Raw genomic sequence first — 25,312 nt, 5'->3', positions numbered from 1 at the left:
GAAAATTGGAGCAAAAATTATATTACACTGACGCTTATAAGCAAGACTTTACTACAAAAGTTATAAAGCAGGATTATGATAAAGACGGTAACTTATACGTCGTTTTAAACGAGACCGCATTTTATCCGACAGGTGGCGGACAACCGCATGATACTGGCACATTAAATGATATCGATGTAATCAATGTAGAAGAGATACATGGAGAAATTCGTCACTTCATTGTAGAAAAATTACATACAGAAGAAGTAGAAGGTAAAATCAATTGGGAGCGCCGTTTTGATCATATGCAGCAACATGCGGCTCAGCACATTTTATCTGCTGCTTTTTGGGACCATTTTAACATACCTACGATCGGATTCCATCTCGGAAAAGAAACGGTAACAATTGATTTAGAAACAGAAAATCTTCATACAGAAACGGTTGAAAAAGCAGTACACATTGCCAACAAAATTGTTTTCGAAAACCATCAAATCCGTACCCTGTGGATGAATTTAGAAGAAGCGAAAACGTTACCTCTTCGTAAAGAACCGACTATAACAGAAAATATACGTGTTGTTATAATTGAGAACTTCGACTACAACGGCTGTGGCGGAACGCATCCGAAACGTACAGGTGAAGTAGGTCCTATTCAAGTACTAGGGTGGGAGCGCAATAAAGGTGGCATACGATTAACGTTTATCGCTGGTTGGCGCACACTAAATTTAATGGGCCAACAACTACAAATTATGAAAGATGTTTCTAAACAATTAAACAGTAGCGAGAGTGATATCCCCGCAAAAGTAGCACAACTTCTTACTTCTCAAAAAGAAAATGAAAAAGCAATACAAACAATGAATGAAAAATTATTATTTGTAGAGGCAAATGAACTACTTCAACAGCCTACGGAAATACATGCCGGCATACTTATTTCTAAAGTATTTACAAATCGTTCTATGCAAGAAATCGCAAAGCTTTCTGCCATTATTACAGAACAACAAGAGCATGCCATTACATATTTCGTTATTGAAAATGAGGACAAACTACAATGCATCCTCGCTTGTGGAAAAACAGTCACGCTCGATATGAATGCTCTTTTAAAAGAGGCACTTCCTACAATTGAGGGAAAAGGTGGTGGAAATAAAAAGAGTGCGCGCGGCGGCGGGAAAGCGCTTATGACTGGGGACAAGTTTTTAAATCAGCTTGTTTCTTCTTTACAGTCGGCAGTATAAAACATGTTTATGAAGGATAGCTAACTGCTATCCTTCAACTATATTTACAAGCCTATATTTTGTTTCAAGCCTTGATAACTCCCTGCACTTGCAAAACCTTCACTTATAAGAGTTATAAAAATTTCCGAAAAACCATATTGACTTAAATCTTTAATCGGTACCATTTGCACATCTTGAATTGGATTATGATCAAACTCATTAGAAGGTAGCGTAATTTCACCTTCAATCCTTTCAAGCAGAAACGTAATATGTAATAAAGATGGACTAGCATCTGGTTTATCACAAACATAGAGTAGCTTCTTAATTTTAACTTCTAATCCTGTTTCTTCTCTCATTTCTCGAATCATCGCTTCTTCTAACGTTTCACCATTCTCTACCCTTCCCCCAGGTAAAGACCAATTCCGATTAGCAACTTTTTGCTTTACTAGCAATACTTTTTCATCTTCAATTAAAATTCCCGTAACACGAACTTGCATTACATTTTCCATATGTAATCCCCTCTTCCCATTATATTTACAAATTAATCCTCCCACAAAAAGAACATATGTTTTATAATTAAAGAAAATTATGGAAGAAAGAAGTTGTTACATCTATGCGTCCACCCTTAACAAAATCTATATCACTTGAAGATTTCCAAAACTATTATTGGTTAAAAGCAGAACTCCAAACATTTTGTCGTGAGCATGGTTTGCCAGCTAGTGGCTCTAAGATTGAAATAACCGAGCGTATCTCACATTATTTACATACTGGTAAAATATTAAAAAACAGCTCTCGTCAAAAGGCGAGTAAAGCTTCCCTCTCTTATAAAGACCTTTCTCTTCAAACGATTATTACTAACAATCACCGCTGCAGCGAAGATGTTCGTGCTTTTTTCAAAGAAAAAATCGGAGCAAACTTTCGCTTTACAGTAGCACTTCAAAAGTTTTTTAAAGAAAATGTCGGAAAAACATATGAAGACGCGATAACGTTTTGGTATGAAGAAAACGAACAAAAAAAGACCCTACTTATAAAACAACTATTAGCGCGCAGTTTGAATACAATCGTTTTACTCGCGATTTTTTCGAAGATCCAAATAATAAAGGAAAATCAAAAGCTGATGCTATCGCTGCTTGGAATGAAATCAAAGCAAAGCCTGGTAGTAATGCTTATGTTCCTCAAAAAGTAGAAAACTAGTTCCTTGCTAGTCTTCTACTTTCTCAAATATTAGCGCAAGCCCTATTCCACCACCAATTCCTAACGTTGCAATTCCATATTTCATATGCTCTCTTTGTGCTTGATAAAACAAACGTGTCACAAGCATAGCTCCAGATGCACCGTACGGATGACCGAGCGCAATTGCACCACCATTTACATTTAATTTTTCGAAAGGAATTTGTAACTCCTTTGCACAAGCAACAACCTTTGAAGCAAATGCTTCATTTATTTCAAAATAATCGATGTCCTCTACTTTCATATTCATTTCGTTTAATAATTTATTCACCGCAAATATCGGACCCGTCCCGGGAAGATTTGGATCCACTCCAACTACAGCACTACGAACGAAACGAAGAACAGGCTTGTATCCTAATTTTCGGGCTTGCCCCTCTTCCATTACAAGAACAGCACATGCTCCGTCATTTACACCGCACGAATTACCTGCCGTTACTGTACCATTTTGTAAAAATGCGGGCTTAGTTCTTTTAATCATTCTTTCATATTTCATTTCTCGTTTTATAGCCTCATCTAAAGATCCATTAAAAGAAAGTATTTCATCTTGTAAATATCCATTTTCTAATGCTTGCAGTGTCCGTTTATAACTAAGGCAAGCATACTCGTCTTGCATTTCTCGCGTTATATTATAACGCTCTGCAACATATTCAGCCGCCACTCCCATATTAGGATCACCAATTGTTTCTGGTGAAAATCGCGCTCTATTTTGAAAAGGTGATGTACTTGTACTCTCTACTCCTCCTGCAATATAACAATTACCTGCGTCGCCTTGAATGAAATGACATGCAGTACGAATCGCTTCCAATCCGGCACCACATTGCCGATCAATCGTTACACCAGGAATATGATAGCCGAGTCCTGCCGCTAAAGCAGATAATCTTGCAACATTCCCTCCCGGCCCAACAACATTCCCTAATATAACATCGTCTATTTCTCTCTCAATTCCTTTACTTAAAAACGTAAGAAGCGGCGTTACTAATCGCTGAACTTCATAATCTTTCAACATCCCATTCTTTTTACCAATAGGTGTCCTTTTCGCTTCTACAATAACCGCTCTATTCATATATCTTCTCCTGGTTTTCAATCATATTTTTTGCTGCAATACGAGCGATTTTCCCGCTATCTGTATACGGTATTTCATCTACAAAATGCCATTCTTTCGGTATTTTAAACGAGGATAATCGTTGTAAGCAAAAACTTTTTAATTGTTGCTTCGTAGCACTTCCTTTTACGATGGCGACAGGCTTTTCACCCCAATAACTATCTTTCACACCAACTACAACTATTTCATCTACAGCCGAGTGTTCATGTAATACACTTTCTATTTCTTCTGGGAAAATATTAATTCCTCCAAATAAAATCATATTCTTCTCTCTACCGACAATATAAATAAAGCCTTCTTCATCTTCATAACCTACATCTTGTACTGTCATCCAGCCATCTGCAGTCAACTCTGGAGCGAAAACCTTATCCAATATGTATCCCATAAAAAACTGATCACTTTTCACATAAACAGTTCCTATCTCACCTTTCTGCACTTCTTCTCCTGCTTCATTACATATTCGAACTTGCACATTGTGACAAGGTTTCCCTACTGAATTCGGCCTTCTATCGCTCTCTTCATCAACTAGTGCTGTTACAAAACTTAGTTCCGATGCACCGTAAAATTCATATTTTTGCGCATAAGGAAATACGCTCTTTATTTTTTCTTTCGCTTCAGCTTCCCATTTCGCTCCTGACGAAATAATTTTCATTTTATTTTCTATCACTCTATTTTCTTTATATAAAGATTCTAGCATTGTCGGAACTGTATACATGACCGAGATATGTTCCGTTTCTAACTTATCCAGTACTTGATTTGGAATAAACTTTTTCATTATATGCACCGTTTGCCCTACATATAATGCACTTATTGCACCGTATAAAAAAAGAGAATGAACGAGCGTCCCAGCTATTAAAATAGAATCTTCTTTTTTCATATGAAAGTCATGTATATTACAATCAAAACTATGAACCCACGATTGTTGTGCACGTAAAAATGCTTTTGCCTTCCCAGTCGATCCTGATGTAAATCCCATATAAAAAGGAGCATGTTGTACAGCTTTTACAAGGGCATATGCAGGAAGATAGTTCTCTATCATTCTTTTCCACCCATCAATTTCAATTACTCTTCCTTCTTCATCCAGTAGATCATTTACCTTATATCGCTCTGTCACAATCATAGCCGGGTTACTGATCGCAATTCTTTCTTTGAGCTCATCCTGTTTCCACTTTATATCTAACAGCACACAAACCCATCCGGCCATAGCAGCACCAGCAAATAGTTGTAAAAACTCCATACTATTTTCTAATACAATTGCTATCGTTTTATTCTGCGATTCTTTTTCATTCAACCAATTTGCTACTTTACAAACTGACTCAAACCATTCTTTAAATGTTAAAACTCGATTATTTTCCTTTATCGCTATTTTATTTGGTTGTAAATAGGCATATTTTTTATATTCTTTTGTAATTCCCATATTAGTTGTCCTTTCTTTACAAAATAATAAAAAGAAACACGCAATGAACGTGTTTCTTCTCTTTCTTATCCCGCATTTGTATATTTCCCACTCTTTAGAGCAGGCGTAATAATATGTTTCAATGAACGATGTAATTTCGTTACAAGAATTGCTGCTATAATCGCTTTTATGCAATCACCTGGTAAAAATACGGCACTTACTTTCATCGTCTGCCATATAGAAACATCCATAAAGAAAGCTTGTACAATAATACCAAATACATAAACTACGAAAATACCACCAATTATATTAATACATAATACCTTTATTATAGAAACTTCACGTAAACGCTCAATTAAATAACCAATGACAAACGCTCCAACGATATAACCAAGTAAATATCCTGCACTTGGCCCAACAAATACGCCTGGACCACCGCGTCCACCAGCAAGTAATGGTGCTCCAACTCCAACTATAAGTAAGAAAATAAGCTGACTTAACGCACCAAGACGTGATCCTAACAATCCACCAGCAAGCATAACACCGAGTGATTGTAATGTAATTGGAACTGGTGTAATAGCAAGAGCAATTGGAGGTATTAACCCTAACACTCCCATAATAGAACTAAATAAAGCGACGAAAACTAAGTTTTTTGTATTCATATTTGCTTCTCCTATTTGTAAACTTAAAATGATTTTTAGATAACATATTATAGGAGTTATATTATCTTTCTATTTAGTCTTTGTCAACTTATTTTAAATATAGGTTTACAAATTTTTTTTCAATTATTTCTCTTTATGCAAATGCTCAAGTTCTTTCCGAAGCGCCTGTTTTAAAAACTTCCCAACAGATGTTTTCGGTATTTCTTCCATAAATACAATATCGTCTGGTAACCACCATTTCGCAAACTGTGGTTTTAAAAACTCATATATTTCTTCTTTTGTTACTGTACTATTTTTCTTTTGAACGACGCAGGCAATTGGTCGCTCTTGCCACTGCGGATGAGGAACGGCAACGACAGCTGCTTCAAATATAGCATCATGTGCCATTAAAGCATTTTCAAGATCCACTGAAGAAATCCATTCTCCCCCGCTTTTAATAACATCTTTCGTACGATCAACAATTTTCACGCAGCCTTCCTCATCAACTGTAACAACATCACCAGTATATAACCAACCGTCTCGGAATCCTTCGACAGTACGATCATCGTTATAATAGCTTTCAGCGATCCAAGGTGCTCGTAAACATAACTCTCCCATCTCAGTACCATCCCACTTCACTTCACCGTTTGTACCGACTACTTTCATCTCTACACCAGGGACAAGATATCCTTGTTTTGAGCGGATTTCTAATTGCTCTTCATATGATAATTCTGTTTCATAACTTTTTAAACGTGCAAGTGTTACGAGTGGACTCGTTTCAGTCATACCATATGCATGTACGAAAGGAACATTATATTTTTGCTCAAATGCTTTAATAACGCTTTTCGGTGCAGCAGCACCACCGCATAATATTCTCGTTATACTAGATAAATCGTAACTATTATTTTCTAATTCTTGTAATACACCGAGCCAAATTGTCGGCACACCTGCTGCTATCGTTACTTTTTCAGCTTGAATCATCTCTAATAAAATTTTTGGAGTAAACATTGGTCCTGGCAGAACTTGTTTAGTTCCAAACCAAGTAGCTGCAAAAGGAAGCCCCCAAGCGTTCACATGGAACATCGGTACAATTGCCATCGCCGCATCACTTTCCGATAAAGAAGCTGTATCCGCTAAACCGAGTGCCATACAATGCAATACAGTACTACGATGCGTATATACAACACCTTTTGGGTTTCCTGTAGTCGCTGACGTATAACACATACCAGCAGGTGTATTTTCATCAATATCTTTTACAAATTGGAAATTTGGATCGCCTTCTTCTAATAGCTTTTCATAATGATATACAGGTTCTAGCGTAGTATTGGGAAGTTCATCTTTATCAGTCATAATAATGTAGGCTTGTACAGTTGATAATTGCGATTGAATATTTTCAACGAGTGGTACGAGATCTTCATCTATAAGTAGAATGCGATCTTCTGCGTGCTGAATAATGTATGAAATATGTTGAGGAGATAAACGAATATTAATTGTGTGCAAAACAGAAGCAATACCAGGAATAGCAAAATATGCTTCCACATGTCGATGATGATTCCACGCTAACGTTCCTATACGCTCGCCTTCTTTAATTCCTAATTTTTTTAACGCACTAGAAAGCCTTCTCGTCCTTTCACCTAACTGCTTATACGTTAACGTCGTAACTGTATCATGTGTCCGTGAAACAATTTCTTTCTTTGAAAACAGTTTCTCTGCTCTTTCCATCATAGAACTAATTGTTAGCGGTACATTCATCATCATATTGGTTACATCCCCCTTTAAAGCGTTTTCATTTTCTGTTTATTATAACAGACTTCTACAAATAATCACGACATTTTTCTGTATTTTCTGAATTATTTCTTTGGAAATAATTCAGAAAATACTAAGAGAAAATATATTAAAATTCCTTCTTACGATATATAAATACCGAAATGAAATAAGAAAAGATATATATGATAACGCCAAATATTGTATATAGAATTGAAACGTATACAGGTGAATTTAAATTTGATATTGGAAATTGTTCTATTAGATATCCAATCACACTTTGTAATCCAAAATAAGTAGCAAGTCCCCCACATGCGCCTCCAATTGTAATAGCATCAGATTTTTCTGCTCCAAAAACATAGAGAAGCGGATAAGCTATTGCTCCGGCATTAAGAATGATGAACGTCCCTAAAGAAACACTCTTAAATATACCATCATCAATTGGTGTATCTGAAACTAAACCATGTACATAAAATATGCCATACGATAATAAAGTACCAATAATTACAACTAAAAAATAGAAAAGATAGTGACTTTGTACAATATTATTTCTAGTAACCGGTAAAGTAAGTACATATTTTTCATACCCCGACTTACTCTCATATTTAATAACTTCAAGTGCAGGAATCGCAGCAAATAAGATAATGAACGTAGCAATTAAACGGTACATTGAAGCATTACCAAAATAAAAAACAAATCCCGCTCCTAATATCGCTATTCCCATGAACGTAAAGAAAGTTCGATACACTAGATAATAGTTTGTCAATAATAAACCTTTCATTTATTTTTCACTCCTCGTTAATAAAACACTTATTTCTTCTATTGAAATGGTTCTATGAGCAATCCCATTTGGTAGTTTATGCACATCTGATACAAGTACATTGAAATAAGGACCATTATTCCTTTTCACCACAACTATATCTTTGTTGATTAAAATTAGTTGTTCCTCATTAACATCTACAACGGCATATTTGTCCAAAACCTTATCCTTTTCTTCATTCAATAATATTTCTCCATCTTTTATAACAATAAGGTGGCTAGCGATTTTTTCTACATCACTCATAATATGAGAAGAAAGTAATATACCACCATTACTTTTACTCACAAAACTTTTTAATTCCTCTAACACCTCCTCCCTAGATGAAGGATCAAGACCTCCTGTCGCTTCATCTAGAATTAATAATTTTGCATTATGCGACAATGCAACAGCTATAGATAGTTTCATCGACATTCCACGGGAAAATCTACCTACTTTTTCATTAGTAGGTAAAGAGAAAGAATGAACTAATCGGTAAAAATTTTCTCTATCCCAAGATTCAAACATCTTTTCAAAAACCTTATTTAGTTGTTTTATTGTAAGATGAGCCGGTAGATTCATAGCATCAAATACGACTCCAATCTTCCCCTTATTCTTGGCATCTTTATTTATATTTTCTTCACCAAATATTTTTACTGTACCGCTATCTTTAGAAATTAATTCTAGTACTGTTTTAAATGTTGTTGATTTACCTGCCCCATTATCACCAATGAATCCAACAATTGCCCCTGATGGCACATTGAATGTAACATCTTTTAAAACAACTTTACTTCCAAATGATTTACTTAAATTTTTAATTTCTAGAATGTTTGACATCATTTCACTCCCATCTTAATTTTTAATAAAATTGATTTTCTCCTATTAAAAATTATCCACTTTTTCTCTCACTTTCTTTTTCAGTTTAAAAATAAGACGATTACTATATTCTTTATTTTCTACTAAAATTCGATACACCTCTAATACTCCTAACACACGAACAAAAAGATAAACTCCGATAGCAATAAGTACAACACAATAAGGGTAGTACTGCACGAGTTCTCCTGAAGTGATTCGTTTTTTCTCAAATAAAAATGGTATCGCTCCTGCTGCAATAAAACAAAATCCAACGATCACTACTGCCGCATACTTTTTCTTAATAATCGCATATCTTTTTGTCAATTCTTTTAGGAAGTTTTGATCAAATAGTAGTTCTTCCTTTTTCAATACATTGTATCGACTCTCTTCTATCGTTACAGGTACCATCATCGCTCCAATTCCAAGCACAGCAACAATAATGACAAGGAATGTCGACATTGTTGCATTTTCTTTAAATAATAAATACGGTATTGTAGATAAAATGAGCAAACTAAATCCTAGCGCTATATATTTAGAAATTTTTTGCCCATACACTATATACCCTTCTGCCATTTCCTGACTTACGTAATAGCCATCTACATTTTCATTACTTTGCTCTGCAGTTTCTTTTAATAAATAGTCGAGTGATACTTCAAAAACACTTCCAATCATTATTAACTTTTCAGTTTCAGGAAAACCTTGACCGTTTTCCCATTTACTAACTGCTTGCCTTGTTGTGTTTAATTTTTCAGCTAATGCTTCTTGAGAAAGGCCCTTTTCCTTTCTTAATTTAAAAAGCTTTTCACCAAATCCCATATGTGTGTCCCCCTTTGTTTTCTTACCTAAATTGTATGTAAACATTGCCCTTATCTCTATCTTCCTGTGGTTGCACTTTGTCAACTTACGGTTGCGATTGTGTTATATAGCGGTTTTGTATACGATTTAGCTAGTTTTCTTCTGTGATTATCGCGTTAATAAAACACTCTCCCTCAACAACCAATTATAACAATTAAAGGTAATTATTGTTATAAAAAATAAAAAAACTCCCTTATTCATTTAAAGGAGCTTTCGATATGAAATATTCCAATAGGGACTAATTTTTCTTCCTCATATTGATTCACAATTTCTTCTATACATTTTTGTATGTCGTGCAACGATTAATAAGCATCCCACACAGTATATGTTGTTATATCTTTATATAAGGACATACTCATATATATATATATGTAAAATATTACTCCTATTAACTTCCCTAACAAAAACACTTTTCAATAATCATAACGGCTTCTGCTTAAACTTTTCATAATGTCGTACTTTTAATAAAAGGACATTCCCGCAATCTGTACAAATATAAGCATCTACTGGTGAAGATGTGAACATCGTCTCCTTTTTCCGTATTTGTGCATATCCGACAAACTCACCTTCTCCTATGTTTTGAGAACCACAATTAGAGCATGTCTGCACGTCTTTCTGTTTCATGAGAGCACCACCTTTAATCTGTTTCTACTCCCTTCGACAATCCACTTCCATTTCCCTTCCAAAAAACCTCTTATTCTCTTGCATTTCAACAGGAATCTCAGAACAAACATCGTATATGTACTATGAAATATATTTAATGACGGGGGAATCTCATGAGTACAATTATGACAATCAATACCGCACAAGAAATTGAAAACGCAGAAATATATATGCTTTCTTCTAGATTAGCACTACTACAAGCAATGGACGGAAATCCAATGCAGGTACAAGTGAAAAAGTTCGGTAGTGCCACTACCTTTTCATCAAAAGTAATTGCTGGTCCTGCTTTTAACACAGTAAAAGGCGTTACATTTATAAATACAGATGAGATAGATGCGATTATCTCTTATTATCACTCACTACAAATTCCTTGCCGTTTTGAAATTACACCAGCACAAGGTACAGCTGAATTATTTCAATACTTATCTGAAAAAGGATTTTACCAATCTAGCTTCCATACCGCTTTATATAGTAAACCAAAAGAAGATCCATCTCTTCTTCCTTCTAACATTTCAGTACGCAAACTAAAAGAAAATGAGTTTGATATTTTTGCTGACATATATGTACGTGGTTTTAACATGCCATCCTTTACAAAAGATGGCGTGCGCCAAAATAACGAAATTCTTTACAATAAACCAGGATGGCATTTTTTCATAGCTGAAATTCAAAACACTCCTGCTAGTATAGGAGTTCTCTATATAAATAAAGGTGTCGCTTCATTAGCTGCTTCTGCTACTTTGCCAGAATTTCAGCGTAAAGGCTGTCATACTGCCTTAATTCAAAAGCGAATTGAGACAGCTATTGAATCCAATTGTCATTTAATAGTCGGACAAGCAAGATTCGGTAGCGGCAGTCAAAATAATATGGAACGTGCCCAAATGAAAATTGCTTATACAAAATCAATATGGACTGCAAAAGAAATATAATTAACATTCTTTCATCTTCCATTACAGCCCTTTCCGAACGGGAAAGCCCATCGCCTTTAGGCATGGGATGAAAGTGAGGTTGGATACGGAGTACCACTAAAAATCGCTAAGTTTGTGGTACTTTAAGTATCCAAAATATTGGTATCTTTTGTGGTGTAGTTTAAAAGTAAAACTGATACAATGTGAATATGATAAATGATTATAGAAGAACCAAAACAACTGTGTCATTAATTAACTACCATTTTGTGTTTTGCCCGCGATACAGAAGAAAGATTTTTCTTAACACAAAAGTAGAAGAACGTTTCAAAGAGTTGGTTCAAGAAATATGCGGAGAAATGGATGTTGCTATTGTCGCAATGGAATGCGACAAAGACCACGTTCACTTGTTCTTAAATACACTACCAACACTTAGTCCTGCTGACACAATGGCGAAAATTAAAGGAGTGACATCGAAGCGTTTGAGAGGAGAGTTTCCTCATCTTCAACACTTGCCAAGTCTATGGACACGTTCCTATTTTGTTTCTACTGCTGGAAATGTATCGACTGAGACAATTAAACAGTATGTTGAAAATCAAAAGACGAGGGGGTGAAAATTGTGTCACAAACAATCACAGTCAAAGTTAAATTGCTTCCAACAAAAGAACAAATTCAGTTATTGGAACAAAGTAGCTATGAGTATATCAAAGTCATTAATACACTTGTATCTGAAATGGCTGAAGCGAAGAAGAGCACTAAGAAAAGTACAAAAGATGTTGAAGCTAATCTTCCAAGCGCAGTGAAGAACCAAGCAATTAAAGACGCTAAAAGTGTGTTTTCTACAAAGGTGAAAAAAAGTAAATACAAAGTTATTCCGATTCTAAAGAGACCTGTTTGTGTATGGAACAATCAAAACTATTCGTTTGACTTCACGCACATTTCAGTTCCACTCATGGTAAATGGAAAAGCAACTCGCTTAAAGGTTCGTGCTTTATTAACTGATAAATATAATCGCAATTTTAATTTGTTAACACACAAGTTAGGTACACTTCGTATCACGAAGAAATCTAATAAGTGGATTGCTCAAATATCTGTCACGATTCCTACAAATGAAAAAACAGGAACGAAGATTTTAGGGGTAGATTTAGGTCTTAAAGTCCCTGCGGTAGCCATCACAGACGATGATAAAGTTCGTTTCTTCGGCAATGGTAGACAAAACAAATATATGAAACGTAAGTTTCGTAGTGTTCGTAAGAAGTTAGGTGAAAATAAGAAATTAAATGCCATTCGACAACTTGATGATAAAGAACAAAGATGGATGCAAGACCAAGACCACAAAGTAAGTCGTGAAATCATTGACTTTGCAACCGATAATAACATTTCTGTTATTCGTTTAGAACAACTAACGAATATTAGACAGACGGCGAGAACAAGCCGTAAAAACGAGAAAAATCTACACACTTGGTCATTCTATCGTTTAGCACAATTCATTGAATACAAAGCGAATTTAGTTGGTATTAAGGTAGAATATGTGAACCCTGCTTATACAAGTCAAACATGTCCGAAATGTTCTGAAAAGAACAAAGCACCAGACAGAAAATACAAGTGCCGATGTGGATTTGAGAAACATCGTGATATTGTTGGGGCGATGAATATTCGCTACGCAACTGTGATTGATGGTAACAGTCAATCAGCCTAAGATGCTATACGCACTGTCTTAGGAGGGGCAATGAGATGCCCTCATCTTGAAGTCTGTTCAAAACAGAAATGGACTGCGAACGTTTAGTCATTCAAGAATCCCACCCGTCAATCCGTAAGGATTAGGGCTTGCGACTTTAGTCGTGGGAGTCTCAATAGATACATCATTCAACTTGCAATATGAAAAGGGAATTCTAATCAAACTACAAGGAGGAGAAATGTATGACTAAACATGATCATGGTTTAAAAGAAAAAGTAGAAGGTGCTATTGATAAAGTAAAAGGTGAAGTAAAAGAAGTTGTCGGGAAAGTAACTGACAATAAGAAATTACAAGCTGAAGGAAAATGGGATAAGGTAAAAGGCACTGCTAAAGATACTGTCGGTAATGTAAAAGAGAAAGTACATGAATATAAAGAGCATAAAGAGAATAAATAAAAAAACAAAGATGTATGGTGGTGCAAGTAGGGATTTACTAGATCCTAGAAAAAAGAATTTGTATTTTATATTTGCCCATAAAATCATTTTAAAACGACAAATAGATGCCTCAAGGCATCTATTTGTCTTTAAGTAACTATTTTACTTCTACTGTATAATTACCTAATCGCTCAGGCTTTCTCTTACTAACATAATGCCTTTGCTACAGTAAAGGCTTACTTTGTGAAATTTGGTTTTAGGTCACCTGTATACGGTTCATGTTCAACAAAGATTTTTATATCTTTTCCATTCGCATCTTTCCCCATTCTTGTATACGTAAATTTCTCTTTATTTAATTCTGTAAGTTCAAGAACTGCACCGTATTTATTATTTCCTAACGAAACGTGGGCTCTTATTTTATTACCATGTACAACATCAAAGAAACCATAGTCTCCACGACTTTCTCCTGTATTCACATTGAAAAACTCATATTTATTTGTATTTTTATCATATTTTGCTAGACTGATTAAGTTTGAATTGTATTTTGTTACATTATTACCTTGTTCGTCTAATACCACCGTTCCATTCCATAGTGTACTAGATAATATTTTATCTCCATTTCTATTAAAGATAAAATTTCCTTTATATAGGTTGTTGAATCTTCACTTACGTCACCGTATGGATTTTGATAATTTTTGTTTTCTTCCATATTAAAATAACGATACATTAAAGCTGCAACTTGTTCGCGTGTTACGTTATCTCAAAAACCAATTCTTCCATCATCATAGCCAAAAATGATTTTCTCACCTGTTAATTGCTGAATCGCCTCATATGCCCAGTGACCCTTTGGAACATCTTTGAATACACCAGTATGATTCGTTTTTGGTGTAACCTCTTCTGCTTTCACCTCTCCATTCGTTTCACTTAATAGACTTCCACCTAAAACTGCTGATATGATACATGTTTTTAAAATTGTTTTATTCATAGCTTCCCAATCCCTTCCTTCATTTAACAAAGAATTACACCACTTATCTTCCAAAAGAAGATTCTATGTGAGCAATTCATGTTTTAAATTTTGATTACAGCTAATTGGATACAAATTTTCAATTCCCCAACTTTGATATACAGTGTTACACCCCCAAAGTTCTTTTTCGTAGTATCCATAGCTGCTATATATATGAACTATAAATTGCCCATAAATAAATTATTAAAAAAAGATAAAATTAAGATAATATATTTTTAATCTCAATCTTTTTATAAAAAAACGTTATTCTTTCTCATCTAGCTTGTTAAGAAAGAATAACGTTTTTTAATTCTAGCGTTCCTTTTGGCAAAAAGATGGTTTGAAATTAAATGTTCATTCCATTTTTTTGTTTATGTTATTATGATAAAAGAAAGAATATTTCGAAATAAAAAATCGGAATTTGGGCAGAAATGAGGAAAAGAAATTGAATATTGAGCAACAATTATATGATGTGGTGAAACATTTAATTGAACAAAGATATCCAAATGATTGGGGTGGAGCCGCAGCGATTCGTGTAGAAGATGGAACAATTTATACAAGTGTTGCTCCGGGCGTAATAAATGCTTCAACAGAACTTTGTATGGAAACAGGTGCAATTTTAGAAGCACATAAATTTCAAAAGAAAGTTACACACTCTATTTGTCTTGCTAGAGAAAATGAGCATTCTGAATTAAAGGTACTCTCGCCTTGCGGTGTATGCCAAGAACGTTTATTTTATTGGGGACCAGAAGTACAGTGTGCGATTACAAATGCTAAACAAGATATTATTTTTAAACCTTTAAAAGAGTTGCAACCATATCATTGGACAGAAGCATATCATGATGAAATGGCAAAAGAATGGAGTACGAGATAGGGGGCTAAGTTTAATTATTTGCCTGCTGAAAACGAAACAACTTCACGGCCTTTTCCAAACAGAACATCGGAAAAAGCCGTGACATAATACTTATTTTATAATTGACGGAATACGGCCAAAATGGCTCTTTTTACTTCCCTTCACTCTTCTCTAACACATACAAATCTTCTTCAATATTAGATAGTTTCTCTGTTACAAGCTTTCTAGCATCTCCAATTGCTTGATTGTATGCAAATGGTCCTACTAATTTAATCATTTCTTCTATTAATCGCTCTGCTTGGAAACGTCCAATTTCATCTAAATCTTCTTCAACGAAAAATTGCTGAATTTGTGCCACAAGCTCTTCTTTTTTATCATTTGGTATTTTTATATTCATCATCATTTCTTACTCCTCTATATTTAAGTTAGTCCGTTTCTTAACTCTACCATAGAAAAACGCTTTCCAGGACAACTTTTTGTAACGTCTTCTAGCTCCCTATGACCAAGTATATTTTCTTTCTTTATAGCAAACTGCTTCATAAACATTTTACATAAAGAATACAATGCATTCATTTGTGCAGAAGTTGGATCATATTTATCAAAATTACCCGTCATACATATTCCAATTGTATCTCTATTATTATCTTTCGCATGTGCTCCAATATGTAAACCTCGCCCTTCGACTACAGTTCCATCTTCTTCAATAAAATAATTGTAACCGATCCCGCTCCACCCTCTTACTTTTTGATGAAATTCATGTGTTTTATACACATCCCATCCATCTTCGGATGTATGGTGGATAATCAGTTTATTAACTTTCTCTAAAGGAACTAATTCATCTTGAAATGTTAAATTAATACATTTAATTTCCATTCGAACATCCTCCCCTTACAAATCAATGATCATAATTGTTTTATCATCTGATCTTATTCTCTTTTCCCCTTCTAGCTCTTCAATAATTGCTACATATTCACTTATACTATTCTTTCTTATATATGCAACAGTTTGTTCAAGTGGCCAATCTGGGTGGAATACTCCGTCTGAACAAATAAAAACCCCGCTCACTTCATCTATATGTAGTTCACCATGTTGTAAATAATGTATCGCTTCTTTCATTCCATTTGCAACGGAATATCCGCCCTGCATATTTGCAAGATAACGATTGTATTTTAACTGTTCTTGCACATCTTGAAAAACATGTTCTTCTGGTACAGATAACCCTTTTTTACGATCTTCTTCTCTCTTCTTTTTTGCTCGTTTACTAATTCCTTCAACCGTGTCTTGCGTTAATACTTGCATCGTTCCATTTTGAAGTATTGCAACAATCATACAGTCTCCTAACTGTGCGTATTCAATTTTCTCACCATTTATTTGAACTGCCGCAATACATGTACACCACAAATGCTCTTTCTTTCTCGTGTCTACTTCATATTCTAACATTTTGCTTTGCAATGCTTCATTTGCTTTTGCAACGGCAACTTGTAAACTATGAGTTTCTCGTAATGAAGTAAAATAACTTGCAAATAAATGCGAAGCGATGTATGCTCCATTATGTCCCTTTTCATCACGAAACGGGACGAGCGGTGTTGCACCATCACATACACCATACATCTTTTTTTCTTCATTACAAAAATAAGAATCCTCACATTCTTGCTTCAACGGGCTTTTCTGTTGATACGTTTTTATCCTCATATCTGTATCCCCTTTCAAATGATAAAATACTCGAATTCTTTTGATTAATCTAATTTTCCGAAATAAACTGTTTTTACCCAAAACTTTCAATATCATATATAATCTTGAAATAATATGAATTTTTTAGTGAAGGACGGGAAAGAAATGGTCAGATTTCTTGGTGTTATTATCGGTTCTATTATTATTGCGATTGCATTTAATCTTTTCCTTATCCCCCACAAAATTTTAAGTAGTGGAATTGGCGGAATTGCTATTATTTTAGGGATTGTAACTCCTGTAAACACAGGTATTATTAACTTTGTACTAAACTTGCCTATTCTTATTTTAGGATACATAGGTCTTGGAAAAAAAGTAATTTTTAACACTGTTATCTCTGTTATTGTATTATCTGTTGCATTATACTACGTTCCAGTAAAAGTCGTAGCAACAGACCCACTTTTATCATCTATCTTTGGTGGTGTCATTGCCGGAGCTGGTATCGGCCTTGTTTTTAACTGTAATGGATCAACTGGTGGATTTGATATTATCGGTATGCTATTGTCTCGAAAAAGAGACATTAAACTTGGTGGATTCCTTATTATTTTAAATGCAGTCGTTGTAATAATTGCAGGATTCTTCTTCACTTGGGATGTTGCTCTTACAAGCTTACTTTCAATTTATGTAACTGGTAAAGTGATCGATGCTATTCATACGAAACATCGAAAGGTTACACTTATGATTGTAACAAATGAAGCAGAAAAAATGAAAAAACAACTCCTTTCAACTGTTGTACGTGGAATTACATTACTTGATGGCGAAGGTGCTTATTCCAGCGAAAAAAAACGTGTACTTATGACCGTCGTTTCTCGTGAAGAATTAGCAAGTATGAAATTAACAATTTCCGAAATTGACCCTCATGCATTCGTTAACATTACCGAAACTGTTGAAGTATTAGGTTTGTTTAGAAAAGGTTAAAAAACTAGGTGGATTTCCACCTAGTTTTTATTTTCCATAAATTCAATTCGATTTCCGAACGGATCTGACACATAAAATCTAATTACATCTGGCCGTGCATGATCATCTATTACTTCAATACCTTGTTTTATTAATTCTTGTTTAAATTCATCAATTTTTAAAACATAAAAAGCTGGATGCGCCTTTTTAGCTGGGTTGAAGTTTTGCTCAACTCCGATATGAATCTCTTGATTTCCACACTTAAACCAGCACCCACCACGCTTCTTTAATTCCTCTGGCTTCGGTATTTCCTCCATACCAATTTTATTACCGTAAAACTCTCGTGCTTCTTCTTCACACCCTACAGGCGCAGCTACTTGTATATGATCGATCCCTTGAATATAATTTTTCATTTTCTCTCCCCCTCCTCTATCCTAATGTTATAAGAAAAACCTACTCCTGTAACTTACAAAAGATTTATAAAGTAATATAAGATCCCCTTATTAACACCTTACACTCACTTTTCCAAAATAAAGAAAACAAAATTTATTATATAACTTCCATTTTTTATAGAAATACACATTACATCTATATTATAGTTATGGATAGATAAATCTTTTTAGATGCTATTTGTACGGAGGAACTATTATGAGTCGTAAAAAATATTCATCAACTCAAAGAAAACGTCATCCGAACATTTCTAGACGTTTGCGAAACCATATACAAGATCGTTCATTAACAGAAATGTACGCATCTCTGTTCAAACACAATCCTGATAGTATTATTTCATTAAATTTAGAGGGAGTTATTCTACATATAAATCCTTCTGCCGAAAAAATATTAGGTTACAATTCTTTAGAATTAGAACAGAAAAATATTACCTCTATTTTAGAAGCTCATATTTCTGAGCAAGTATTACAAAATATAAAGAATACTGGAGCGGATAATCAACAAGAGTATATCTTATCAATTTATCATAAAAATGGATTCTTATTAGACGTCGTGACAAAACTAGTTCCTATTTTTGTCAAAAATCGTCTAACTGGCGTATATGCCATTATGAAGCCTCTTGAAAAATCAGAAAGAATTGAGAATATGCTAAAAGAAAGTGAGAAGAGGTTACGTACATTAGTGAACTCCATGCCTGCGTTTGTTATATTTAAGGATCATGAGGGGCGCTGGCTTGAGGCAAATGACTACGCACTTTCTTGTTTCAATTTCCATCATGTACCTTACCACGGGAAAAAAGATAGTGAACTCATTCAATATAACGAAGCGTACCGAGAGGCTTTTTTACATTGTGAAGAAGTCGATGAACTAGCATGGCAACAAAGACAAATTCTTCATGGCGAGGAATTTATTATTCATAGAGATGATTTCGATCTAATCTTAAGTATATCGAAAGTTCCACTTTATCATTCTGACGGCTCCCGTAAAGGTCTTATCGTAATGGGAAGAGATGTTACCGAGCTAAAAGAAACGGAAAAGTTATTACGAAAATCAGAAAAGCTCGCAGTAGTCGGACAACTGACAGCTGGAATTGCCCATGAAATTCGAAATCCACTCACTTCTCTAAAAGGTTTTCTAACATTGCTACTCCCTGAAATAAATGAGAAGCAGAAATGGTATATCGATGTTATGTTAAGTGAGATTTCACAGATGGAATCTATCACAAGTCAATTTATGGCGATGTCTAAACCACAAGTGTTATCTATCCAAACTTGTAACATACAAGCTTTAATTGAAGAGGTAGTAACATTTATTTTACCAACTGCTATTATGCATAGTGTTCACATCATTATGGATCATTTTGATTACGTATATGACATTCAATGTGACGGCAACCAATTAAAACAAGTTTTTATAAATATATTAAAAAATGCAATCGAAGCGATGCCAAATGGCGGAAATATTTTCATTCAAACAAAGCCATTAGAGAATACCTTCATCTTAATACGTATTATCGATGAAGGTTGCGGTATCCCAGAAGATCGTATCTCTCGTTTAGGCGAGCCATTTTATAGTTTAAAAGAAAAAGGAACAGGACTAGGATTAATGATGTGTTACAAAATAATTGAAGAACATCATGGTAAATTACACATTTCAAGCGAATTAAATAAAGGTACGATCGTTGATATTCAGCTACCACTTTCTTCGTCTCATCTTGCAATTCAGTCGTAAAAAAAGAAGCATCTGCTAATTGTTAGCAGATGCTTCTTTTTTTACTTTTATAATACTGTATTGACATACCATTCTTTTGCTTTTTCTACTTCACCCATCGTTAATTGATGTCCTCTATTTTCCCAATGCATTGTAACAGTAGCATTTGCATTCTCTAATAGTACCTTCAATTCCTCTGACTCCGCTGATGAACAAATCGGGTCATTTGTCCCAGCAGCGATAAATACTAATTTCCCTGCTAAATTAGGCAATTGTGTTTCTCTTCTAGGTACCATTGGGTGATGAAGGACAGCACCTTTTAATGCATTTTCATAATGGAATAATAAGCTTGCAGCAATGTTTGCTCCATTTGAATAACCGATAGCTACAATATTATTTCTTTCAAATTCATATGTTTTTGCAGATTCATCTAAAAATTCATTTAATTCCTTCGTACGGAAAATTAAATCCTCTTCATCAAAAATGCCTTCTGCCAATCTACGGAAGAAACGTGGCATGCCATTTTCTAATACATTTCCCCTAACACTTAATACAGATGCTTCCGGATCAATTATTTCTGCAAGTGGTAATAAATCTAATTCATTACCACCTGTACCATGAAGTAATAACAACACTGGTTTTGACGTATCTTTTCCTTTTTGAAAAATATGTTTCATCATAATCCTTTTCCCCTTTCAATCACTTTTCATCTAAATTTCTCACTTCAAATGGTAAAAGTCTTTGTTCAATTTGTTTTCTATGTGGTTCATATTGCTCCGGTAACTTTAATTCCTCACCCATCGTCTCTAACGATTCGTCATGAGCGAAACCAGGAGGGTCTGTTGCAATTTCAAATAAAATTTCCCCGTGTTCTCTAAAATAAATTGCGTTAAAATAATTTCGATCTTGTACAGGAGTTACGTGATATCCAAAACGAGACACATGCTCTTTCCAGTCTAGTTGATCATCATCGTTAGTCGCTCTCCAAGCAATATGGTGGACTGTACCAACACCCATTTGGCCACGCCCGATTGTCGATAGCCTCAAGTCGATAATATTCCCAATATCAGCAGAAGAACGGAATCGAACGAATTCACCTTCTTCTCCAATTTTCTCAAGACCCATAACATGCTCTAACAATTCAGCTGTTTTTTGAGGTTGTGCAGATAATAGAACAGCACCGCCAAATCCTTTAATTGCTACTTTTGGCGTAACTTCTCCAAAAGTCCAATTGTTTAATTCGCCTTCTTCTCTTTCTACTAATTCTATATGCAAACCATGCGGATCATCAAATTCTAAATACTGCTCTCCAAATCGAGTCATTTTTGTATACGAAATATCGAATTTTTCTAATCTATTTTCCCAAAATTCCATTGCACCCTTTGGTACGACATAAGACGTAATGCCTACTTGACCGTCACCAATAATTCCTTGACGAGCACCTGCCCATGGGAAAAACGTAATAATTGTTCCAGGCTTTCCTCCTTCATTACCAAAATAAAGGTGGTACGTGCCTGGATCATCAAAATTCACTGTTTGTTTCACTAAACGTAAACCTAACACACCAGCATAAAAATCTACATTTTCTTGTGGGTGTCCTACGATTGCTGTAATATGATGAATTCCCATCGTTTTCTTTTTCATTTTCTCCGCCCCTTTTTATTTCATTTTAAAAACTTTTATACATTAAAATTCATTATTCATTTTGTCCATACTGCAAAGTAAAATCCATCGTTATGATTTTATCTTTACTTCGAGATATAATCCGTGAAATTACGCATTATCTTCTATATCACTGAATTAATCTCGAATTCGAGATAATTTTCAAAAAAATATTTACTCCATCTGAAATCTTTATTTGGCACATAAATTATCTTGAACTCAACATTTATTATAAGTTACTTACTTTTAGTTGTCAACAAGTACTTATTTTCAATTTAAATCAAAAGAGAGTAAATGCTAGTTAGCATTTACTCTCTTCGCTAATTATTTCATTTCCTCTTCCAGCACTGCTTCCATCTCATTAAATTCACGATGAATTGCTTTAACTGGTTCTTTCGTTAATAAACTTACAACAATGACAGCTAATAAGCTACAGAAGAATCCAGGTACCATTTCATACATTGTCGCTTTTAGACTTGGAATTTGTACCCAAGTAATTACTACTACTGCACCTACAATCATCCCAGCAAGAACGCCCCATTTGTTCGTTCTCTTCCAATATAAACTTAATAAAATAGCGGGTCCGAATGCTGAACCAAATCCTGCCCAAGCGTAACCGACAAGTGTTAAAATTGTATCACTTGGATGATATGCTAAAACAACTGCAATCATAGCTACTACTAATACTGACAGTCTACCGATAAATACAAGTTCTTTATCACTTGCGTCCCGACGGAAAAATGTTTTGTAGAAATCTTCCGTTACTGCACTTGAAATAACAAGTAATTGCGAGGAAATACTACTCATAATCGAAGCCAAAATAGCTGATAATAAAAACCCAGTAATGTATGGGTGGAATAAAATATTTGAGAATGTTACAAAGACCATTTCCGGGTCTTGCAATGTCGCATTATTTTTAGCGTAATAAGCAATACCAATTAGACCAGTAAGCATTGCACCTATAATTGAAATCGTCATCCAACCGATACCGATTCTACGAGAAGTTTTTAAATCTTTGATAGAGGTAATTGCCATAAAGCGGACAATAATATGTGGTTGACCAAAATACCCAAGACCCCATGCTAAAAATGAAATAATCCCAAGAATTGTAGTCCCTTTAAACATATCTAAATGCGATGCATCAACTTGCTTAATCGTATTAAATGTTTCTGTTACACCGCCCACATCTGTAAAAGCAATAATTGGCACTAATACAAGGGCAATAAACATAATACAACCTTGCACAAAGTCGGTCCAACTTACTGCTAAAAAGCCACCGAATAGTGTATAAGCAACAACGACACCGACAGTTACAAACAAACCAATTTTATAATCAAGGTTGAAAGAATTTTCAAACAAACGTCCACCTGAAACTAAACCAGCTGACGCATAAAATGTGAAAAATACTAAAATGACGATAGCGGAGACAAAACGAAGTATTTTCGTACGATCTTTAAACCGATTTTCTAAAAAATCTGGAATCGTAATTGAATCATTTGCCACTTCTGTATACGTTCGCAAACGCGGAGCAAGAATTAAATAGTTTGCATAAGCACCTATTAATAACCCTATCGCAATCCATACACTAGATAATCCTGTTGCATACATCGCACCAGGTAATCCCATTAGCATCCAACCACTCATGTCAGAAGCACCAGCTGATAAAGCTGTAACTGCTGGACCGAGTCCCCTTCCGCCTAACATATAATCTGATAAATCGGATGTCTTCTTATAAGACCAATAACCGATATACAACATGCCTGCCATATAAATAGCAAGCGAAACCATAATCTCAATCTTCACCAAATCTCTCCCTTAGTTACATAAGCCATTCAAAATTTCGAAAAATGACTTTTTCTATTTTCTTGTTTTCGCTTATGGTTCCCTACCTTAACAAATATTTTTTGTTCTTTCAAGTGAATAAGCCCTTTTCACTACATGTGAAAACCTTTATAAACGCCTTTATCCCAGTGGATTACCCCGGTTTTAAAATAAATTAAAGTAAAAATATTCAAAAAATAAAATACCATTTTTTCACACCTTATTTTCATTCACTTATCAGACAAATTTCAAAAGAAAAAAGCCATACGAATGTATGACTTTGAAGTGACCCCTAAAAGTTAGACACGGTTATTTCATTAGGCAGCTTGATAAAAGTGAGTCCGGTATTGCACCGGGCTCATTTTTAATTTTGCCTTTATCCGTTTGGTATTATAATAATCTATATATTTTTCTAATTCTATTTTGAAGTGCTCTACACTTTCAAACTCTTTTATGTAGAGAAATTCAGACTTCATGATTCCAAAGAAATTCTCCATTACTGCGTTGTCATAACAGTTGCCTTTACGAGACATACTTTGCACGATACCTCTTTCTTGTAATGTGTGACGGTACTGTTTCATTTGATAATGCCAACCTTGATCTGAATGCATCAATAGTTGGTGATTTTCAGGTAAACATTCTAATGCTGTCTCTAACATTTCTGAAACAAGTGAATACGTCGGTCTAGAGCCAATTGTATAGGTAATGATTTCACCATTATACAAGTCTAATACAGGTGACAAATAAAGTTTCTCACCAAATAATTTAAATTCCGTAATATCGGTTACCCATTTTTCATTTGGCGCATCTGCCGTAAAATTACGCTCTAAAATATGAGGTGCAATTTTACCAACTGTTCCTTTATAAGATTTATATTTTTTCATACGTACAAGACATTTTAAACCTAACTCTTTCATAATTCGTTGCACTTTTTTGTGATTCACTATTTGATTGCGATTGGCTAATTCATCACGAATACGACGATATCCATAACGACCTTCGTGTTCATCATAAATCGCTTTAATTTCTACTTTTAAATCGGCATCTGGATCGATTCTATCCATTTGTTTTACATAAAAGTAATAGGTGCTTCGAGGGATACCCGCTAACTGTACTAATTCTTTCACTTGAAACTCACGCCTTAATTCATAGACTACTTGTGCCTTGTCTTGTTTGGTGATTTTTCCTTGTTTTGAACTAAGGCATTCAACTTTTTTAAATACGCATTTTCCATACGTAAGCGTTCTAATTCAGCTTGTAACGCTTCAACTGAACCTTCTGCCGGAATCTTTTTCGTATCCTGTTTTGTGTTTTTATTTTTCATGGATGGACGCCCCTTTTTCTTTGGTTCAAGGGCATCTAAGCCACCTAATTCAAATTGCTTCTTCCATTGATAAACCGTTGTAAAAGAAGGAATCATGAATATAGCCGCTGTATCCATTAACGATATACCCGATTGAGCCATAAAATTTAGTACGTCTAGTTTAAACTCTACGGTGTAATTTGTATAGACCTCGTATAAACCTTCTTCCCCATGGAGTTCGTACAAGCGCAACCAGTATTGAAATTGTGCCTTTGTAATATGCAGCTGTTTTGCATATTCTGTTTGAGAAATTGTTTTTGGATTAAATCTTTGGATGAACTTTAACTTTGAATCCTTCGTAAATTTTGTCATACAAAAAACT

25 protein-coding genes and 2 pseudogenes are annotated in these 25,312 nt (G+C 34.7%); 9 read left to right on the top strand and 18 right to left on the bottom strand.

The genetic code is table 11. The features are described from left to right. Positions 1 to 5 precede the first annotated feature (5 nt). A complete protein-coding gene (locus tag ACUN0F_RS14980) occupies positions 6 to 1,208 on the top strand; it encodes an alanyl-tRNA editing protein (RefSeq protein WP_445539610.1) in 1,203 nt (400 codons plus the stop codon). A gap of 44 nt (positions 1,209 to 1,252) precedes the next feature. Here the strand turns inward: ACUN0F_RS14980 and ACUN0F_RS14975 are convergent, their stop codons facing one another. After that, a complete protein-coding gene (locus tag ACUN0F_RS14975) occupies positions 1,253 to 1,696 on the bottom strand; it encodes an NUDIX hydrolase (RefSeq protein ID WP_445539609.1) in 444 nt (147 codons plus the stop codon). Positions 1,697 to 1,800: 104 nt separating this feature from the next. Between ACUN0F_RS14975 and ACUN0F_RS14970 the strand changes: the two are divergent. After that, positions 1,801 to 2,381 (top strand): annotated as a pseudogene (locus ACUN0F_RS14970) (DUF6434 domain-containing protein). Between the two features lie 7 nt (positions 2,382 to 2,388). Here the strand turns inward: ACUN0F_RS14970 and ACUN0F_RS14965 are convergent. From ACUN0F_RS14965 to ACUN0F_RS14930, 8 genes are all read right to left on the bottom strand, one after another. After that, positions 2,389 to 3,480 carry an acetyl-CoA C-acyltransferase gene (locus tag ACUN0F_RS14965; protein ID WP_445539608.1) on the bottom strand — a complete coding sequence of 364 codons (1,092 nt, stop codon included), beginning with the start codon at positions 3,478 to 3,480 and terminating at the stop codon, positions 2,389 to 2,391. Further along, positions 3,473 to 4,936 (bottom strand): acyl-CoA synthetase, encoded by a 1,464-nt coding sequence (locus ACUN0F_RS14960; protein ID WP_445539607.1) that lies wholly within the window; start codon positions 4,934 to 4,936, stop codon positions 3,473 to 3,475. Before ACUN0F_RS14960 ends, ACUN0F_RS14965 begins: the two co-directional genes overlap by 8 nt. A 65-nt stretch (positions 4,937 to 5,001) precedes the next feature. Then, positions 5,002 to 5,577, bottom strand: coding sequence for a biotin transporter BioY (locus tag ACUN0F_RS14955; RefSeq protein ID WP_001093321.1), 576 nt, complete (start codon positions 5,575 to 5,577; stop codon positions 5,002 to 5,004). A 123-nt stretch (positions 5,578 to 5,700) separates the two neighbouring features. After that, on the bottom strand, positions 5,701 to 7,314 hold the full coding sequence (locus tag ACUN0F_RS14950) for a long-chain fatty acid--CoA ligase (RefSeq protein ID WP_327974705.1): 1,614 nt from the start codon (positions 7,312 to 7,314) through the stop codon (positions 5,701 to 5,703). A gap of 136 nt (positions 7,315 to 7,450) precedes the next feature. Beyond that, positions 7,451 to 8,101 carry an ABC-2 transporter permease gene (locus ACUN0F_RS14945; protein WP_445539606.1) on the bottom strand — a complete coding sequence of 217 codons (651 nt, stop codon included), beginning with the start codon at positions 8,099 to 8,101 and terminating at the stop codon, positions 7,451 to 7,453. Next, on the bottom strand, positions 8,102 to 8,953 hold the full coding sequence (locus ACUN0F_RS14940) for an ABC transporter ATP-binding protein (RefSeq protein WP_445539605.1): 852 nt from the start codon (positions 8,951 to 8,953) through the stop codon (positions 8,102 to 8,104). It lies immediately after the preceding gene. 45 nt (positions 8,954 to 8,998) lie between these two features. Beyond that, on the bottom strand, positions 8,999 to 9,787 hold the full coding sequence (locus tag ACUN0F_RS14935) for a helix-turn-helix domain-containing protein (protein ID WP_445539604.1): 789 nt from the start codon (positions 9,785 to 9,787) through the stop codon (positions 8,999 to 9,001). A gap of 459 nt (positions 9,788 to 10,246) precedes the next feature. Beyond that, entirely contained in the window at positions 10,247 to 10,450 is a 204-nt protein-coding gene (locus ACUN0F_RS14930; RefSeq protein ID WP_000810212.1) for a hypothetical protein, read from the bottom strand. Between the two features lie 152 nt (positions 10,451 to 10,602). On the opposite strand from ACUN0F_RS14930, the gene ACUN0F_RS14925 reads away from it, so the two are divergent. The 4 genes from ACUN0F_RS14925 to ACUN0F_RS14910 all read left to right on the top strand — a co-directional run bounded on the left by ACUN0F_RS14925 (position 10,603) and on the right by ACUN0F_RS14910 (position 13,524). Further along, positions 10,603 to 11,415, top strand: a complete 813-nt coding sequence (locus tag ACUN0F_RS14925) for a GNAT family N-acetyltransferase (RefSeq protein WP_264461952.1) — start codon at positions 10,603 to 10,605, stop codon at positions 11,413 to 11,415. Between the two features lie 188 nt (positions 11,416 to 11,603). Further along, the gene (tnpA, locus tag ACUN0F_RS14920; protein ID WP_000606465.1) at positions 11,604 to 12,005 is read left to right on the top strand and encodes an IS200/IS605 family transposase; all 402 of its coding nucleotides are present in this window, start codon (positions 11,604 to 11,606) and stop codon (positions 12,003 to 12,005) included. 5 nt (positions 12,006 to 12,010) lie between these two features. Further along, positions 12,011 to 13,090: an RNA-guided endonuclease TnpB family protein gene (locus ACUN0F_RS14915; protein ID WP_445539603.1), complete on the top strand. Its 1,080-nt coding sequence runs from the start codon at positions 12,011 to 12,013 to the stop codon at positions 13,088 to 13,090. A gap of 221 nt (positions 13,091 to 13,311) precedes the next feature. Continuing rightward, complete coding sequence (locus ACUN0F_RS14910) at positions 13,312 to 13,524, top strand: CsbD family protein (RefSeq protein WP_000160409.1); 213 nt, start codon at positions 13,312 to 13,314, stop codon at positions 13,522 to 13,524. Between the two features lie 215 nt (positions 13,525 to 13,739). On the opposite strand, the pseudogene ACUN0F_RS14905 reads toward ACUN0F_RS14910, so the two are convergent. Continuing rightward, positions 13,740 to 14,488, bottom strand: a pseudogene (locus tag ACUN0F_RS14905) (DUF4822 domain-containing protein). Positions 14,489 to 14,951: 463 nt separating this feature from the next. Here ACUN0F_RS14905 and ACUN0F_RS14900 point away from each other — a divergent pair. After that, on the top strand, positions 14,952 to 15,380 hold the full coding sequence (locus tag ACUN0F_RS14900; protein ID WP_001019669.1) for a cytidine deaminase: 429 nt from the start codon (positions 14,952 to 14,954) through the stop codon (positions 15,378 to 15,380). 130 nt (positions 15,381 to 15,510) lie between these two features. Here ACUN0F_RS14900 and ACUN0F_RS14895 read toward each other — a convergent pair whose 3' ends face one another. From ACUN0F_RS14895 to ACUN0F_RS14885, 3 genes are read right to left on the bottom strand one after another with little or no spacing between them, the layout of a single operon-like run. Continuing rightward, positions 15,511 to 15,762 (bottom strand): DUF2164 domain-containing protein, encoded by a 252-nt coding sequence (locus ACUN0F_RS14895; protein ID WP_001983516.1) that lies wholly within the window; start codon positions 15,760 to 15,762, stop codon positions 15,511 to 15,513. 17 nt (positions 15,763 to 15,779) lie between these two features. Next, complete coding sequence (locus tag ACUN0F_RS14890) at positions 15,780 to 16,232, bottom strand: peptidoglycan recognition protein family protein (RefSeq protein WP_060487401.1); 453 nt, start codon at positions 16,230 to 16,232, stop codon at positions 15,780 to 15,782. A 15-nt stretch (positions 16,233 to 16,247) separates the two neighbouring features. After that, positions 16,248 to 17,051, bottom strand: a complete 804-nt coding sequence (locus ACUN0F_RS14885) for a protein phosphatase 2C domain-containing protein (RefSeq protein ID WP_445539602.1) — start codon at positions 17,049 to 17,051, stop codon at positions 16,248 to 16,250. Positions 17,052 to 17,195: 144 nt separating this feature from the next. Here ACUN0F_RS14885 and ACUN0F_RS14880 point away from each other — a divergent pair, with 144 nt between their 5' ends. Beyond that, positions 17,196 to 18,005, top strand: a complete 810-nt coding sequence (locus tag ACUN0F_RS14880) for a YitT family protein (protein ID WP_000251342.1) — start codon at positions 17,196 to 17,198, stop codon at positions 18,003 to 18,005. 20 nt (positions 18,006 to 18,025) lie between these two features. On the opposite strand, the gene ACUN0F_RS14875 is transcribed toward ACUN0F_RS14880, so the two are convergent. Next, positions 18,026 to 18,397: a VOC family protein gene (locus tag ACUN0F_RS14875; RefSeq protein ID WP_000800762.1), complete on the bottom strand. Its 372-nt coding sequence runs from the start codon at positions 18,395 to 18,397 to the stop codon at positions 18,026 to 18,028. 235 nt (positions 18,398 to 18,632) lie between these two features. On the opposite strand from ACUN0F_RS14875, the gene ACUN0F_RS14870 reads away from it, so the two are divergent. Then, complete coding sequence (locus tag ACUN0F_RS14870) at positions 18,633 to 20,165, top strand: BA3702 family sensor histidine kinase (protein ID WP_264462784.1); 1,533 nt, start codon at positions 18,633 to 18,635, stop codon at positions 20,163 to 20,165. Between the two features lie 47 nt (positions 20,166 to 20,212). Here ACUN0F_RS14870 and ACUN0F_RS14865 read toward each other — a convergent pair whose 3' ends face one another. The 4 genes from ACUN0F_RS14865 to ACUN0F_RS14850 all read right to left on the bottom strand — a co-directional run bounded on the left by ACUN0F_RS14865 (position 20,213) and on the right by ACUN0F_RS14850 (position 25,302). After that, positions 20,213 to 20,824, bottom strand: a complete 612-nt coding sequence (locus tag ACUN0F_RS14865; protein WP_445539601.1) for an alpha/beta hydrolase — start codon at positions 20,822 to 20,824, stop codon at positions 20,213 to 20,215. 19 nt (positions 20,825 to 20,843) lie between these two features. Beyond that, the gene (locus ACUN0F_RS14860; RefSeq protein ID WP_353837648.1) at positions 20,844 to 21,788 is read right to left on the bottom strand and encodes a ring-cleaving dioxygenase; all 945 of its coding nucleotides are present in this window, start codon (positions 21,786 to 21,788) and stop codon (positions 20,844 to 20,846) included. 342 nt (positions 21,789 to 22,130) lie between these two features. Then, positions 22,131 to 23,609, bottom strand: a complete 1,479-nt coding sequence (gene putP, locus ACUN0F_RS14855; protein WP_116892269.1) for a sodium/proline symporter PutP — start codon at positions 23,607 to 23,609, stop codon at positions 22,131 to 22,133. A gap of 335 nt (positions 23,610 to 23,944) precedes the next feature. Beyond that, positions 23,945 to 25,302, bottom strand: a protein-coding gene (locus ACUN0F_RS14850; RefSeq protein WP_445539600.1) for an IS3 family transposase whose coding sequence is annotated in 2 segments (ribosomal slippage) — positions 23,945 to 24,846 and positions 24,846 to 25,302 — 1,359 coding nt in all. Because the reading frame shifts where the segments join, the coding sequence is not laid out codon by codon here. Positions 25,303 to 25,312: the final 10 nt, after the last annotated feature.

Source organism: Bacillus sp. 1A, from assembly GCF_052682215.1.
This window is presented reverse-complemented; position numbering and strand designations above follow the sequence as displayed.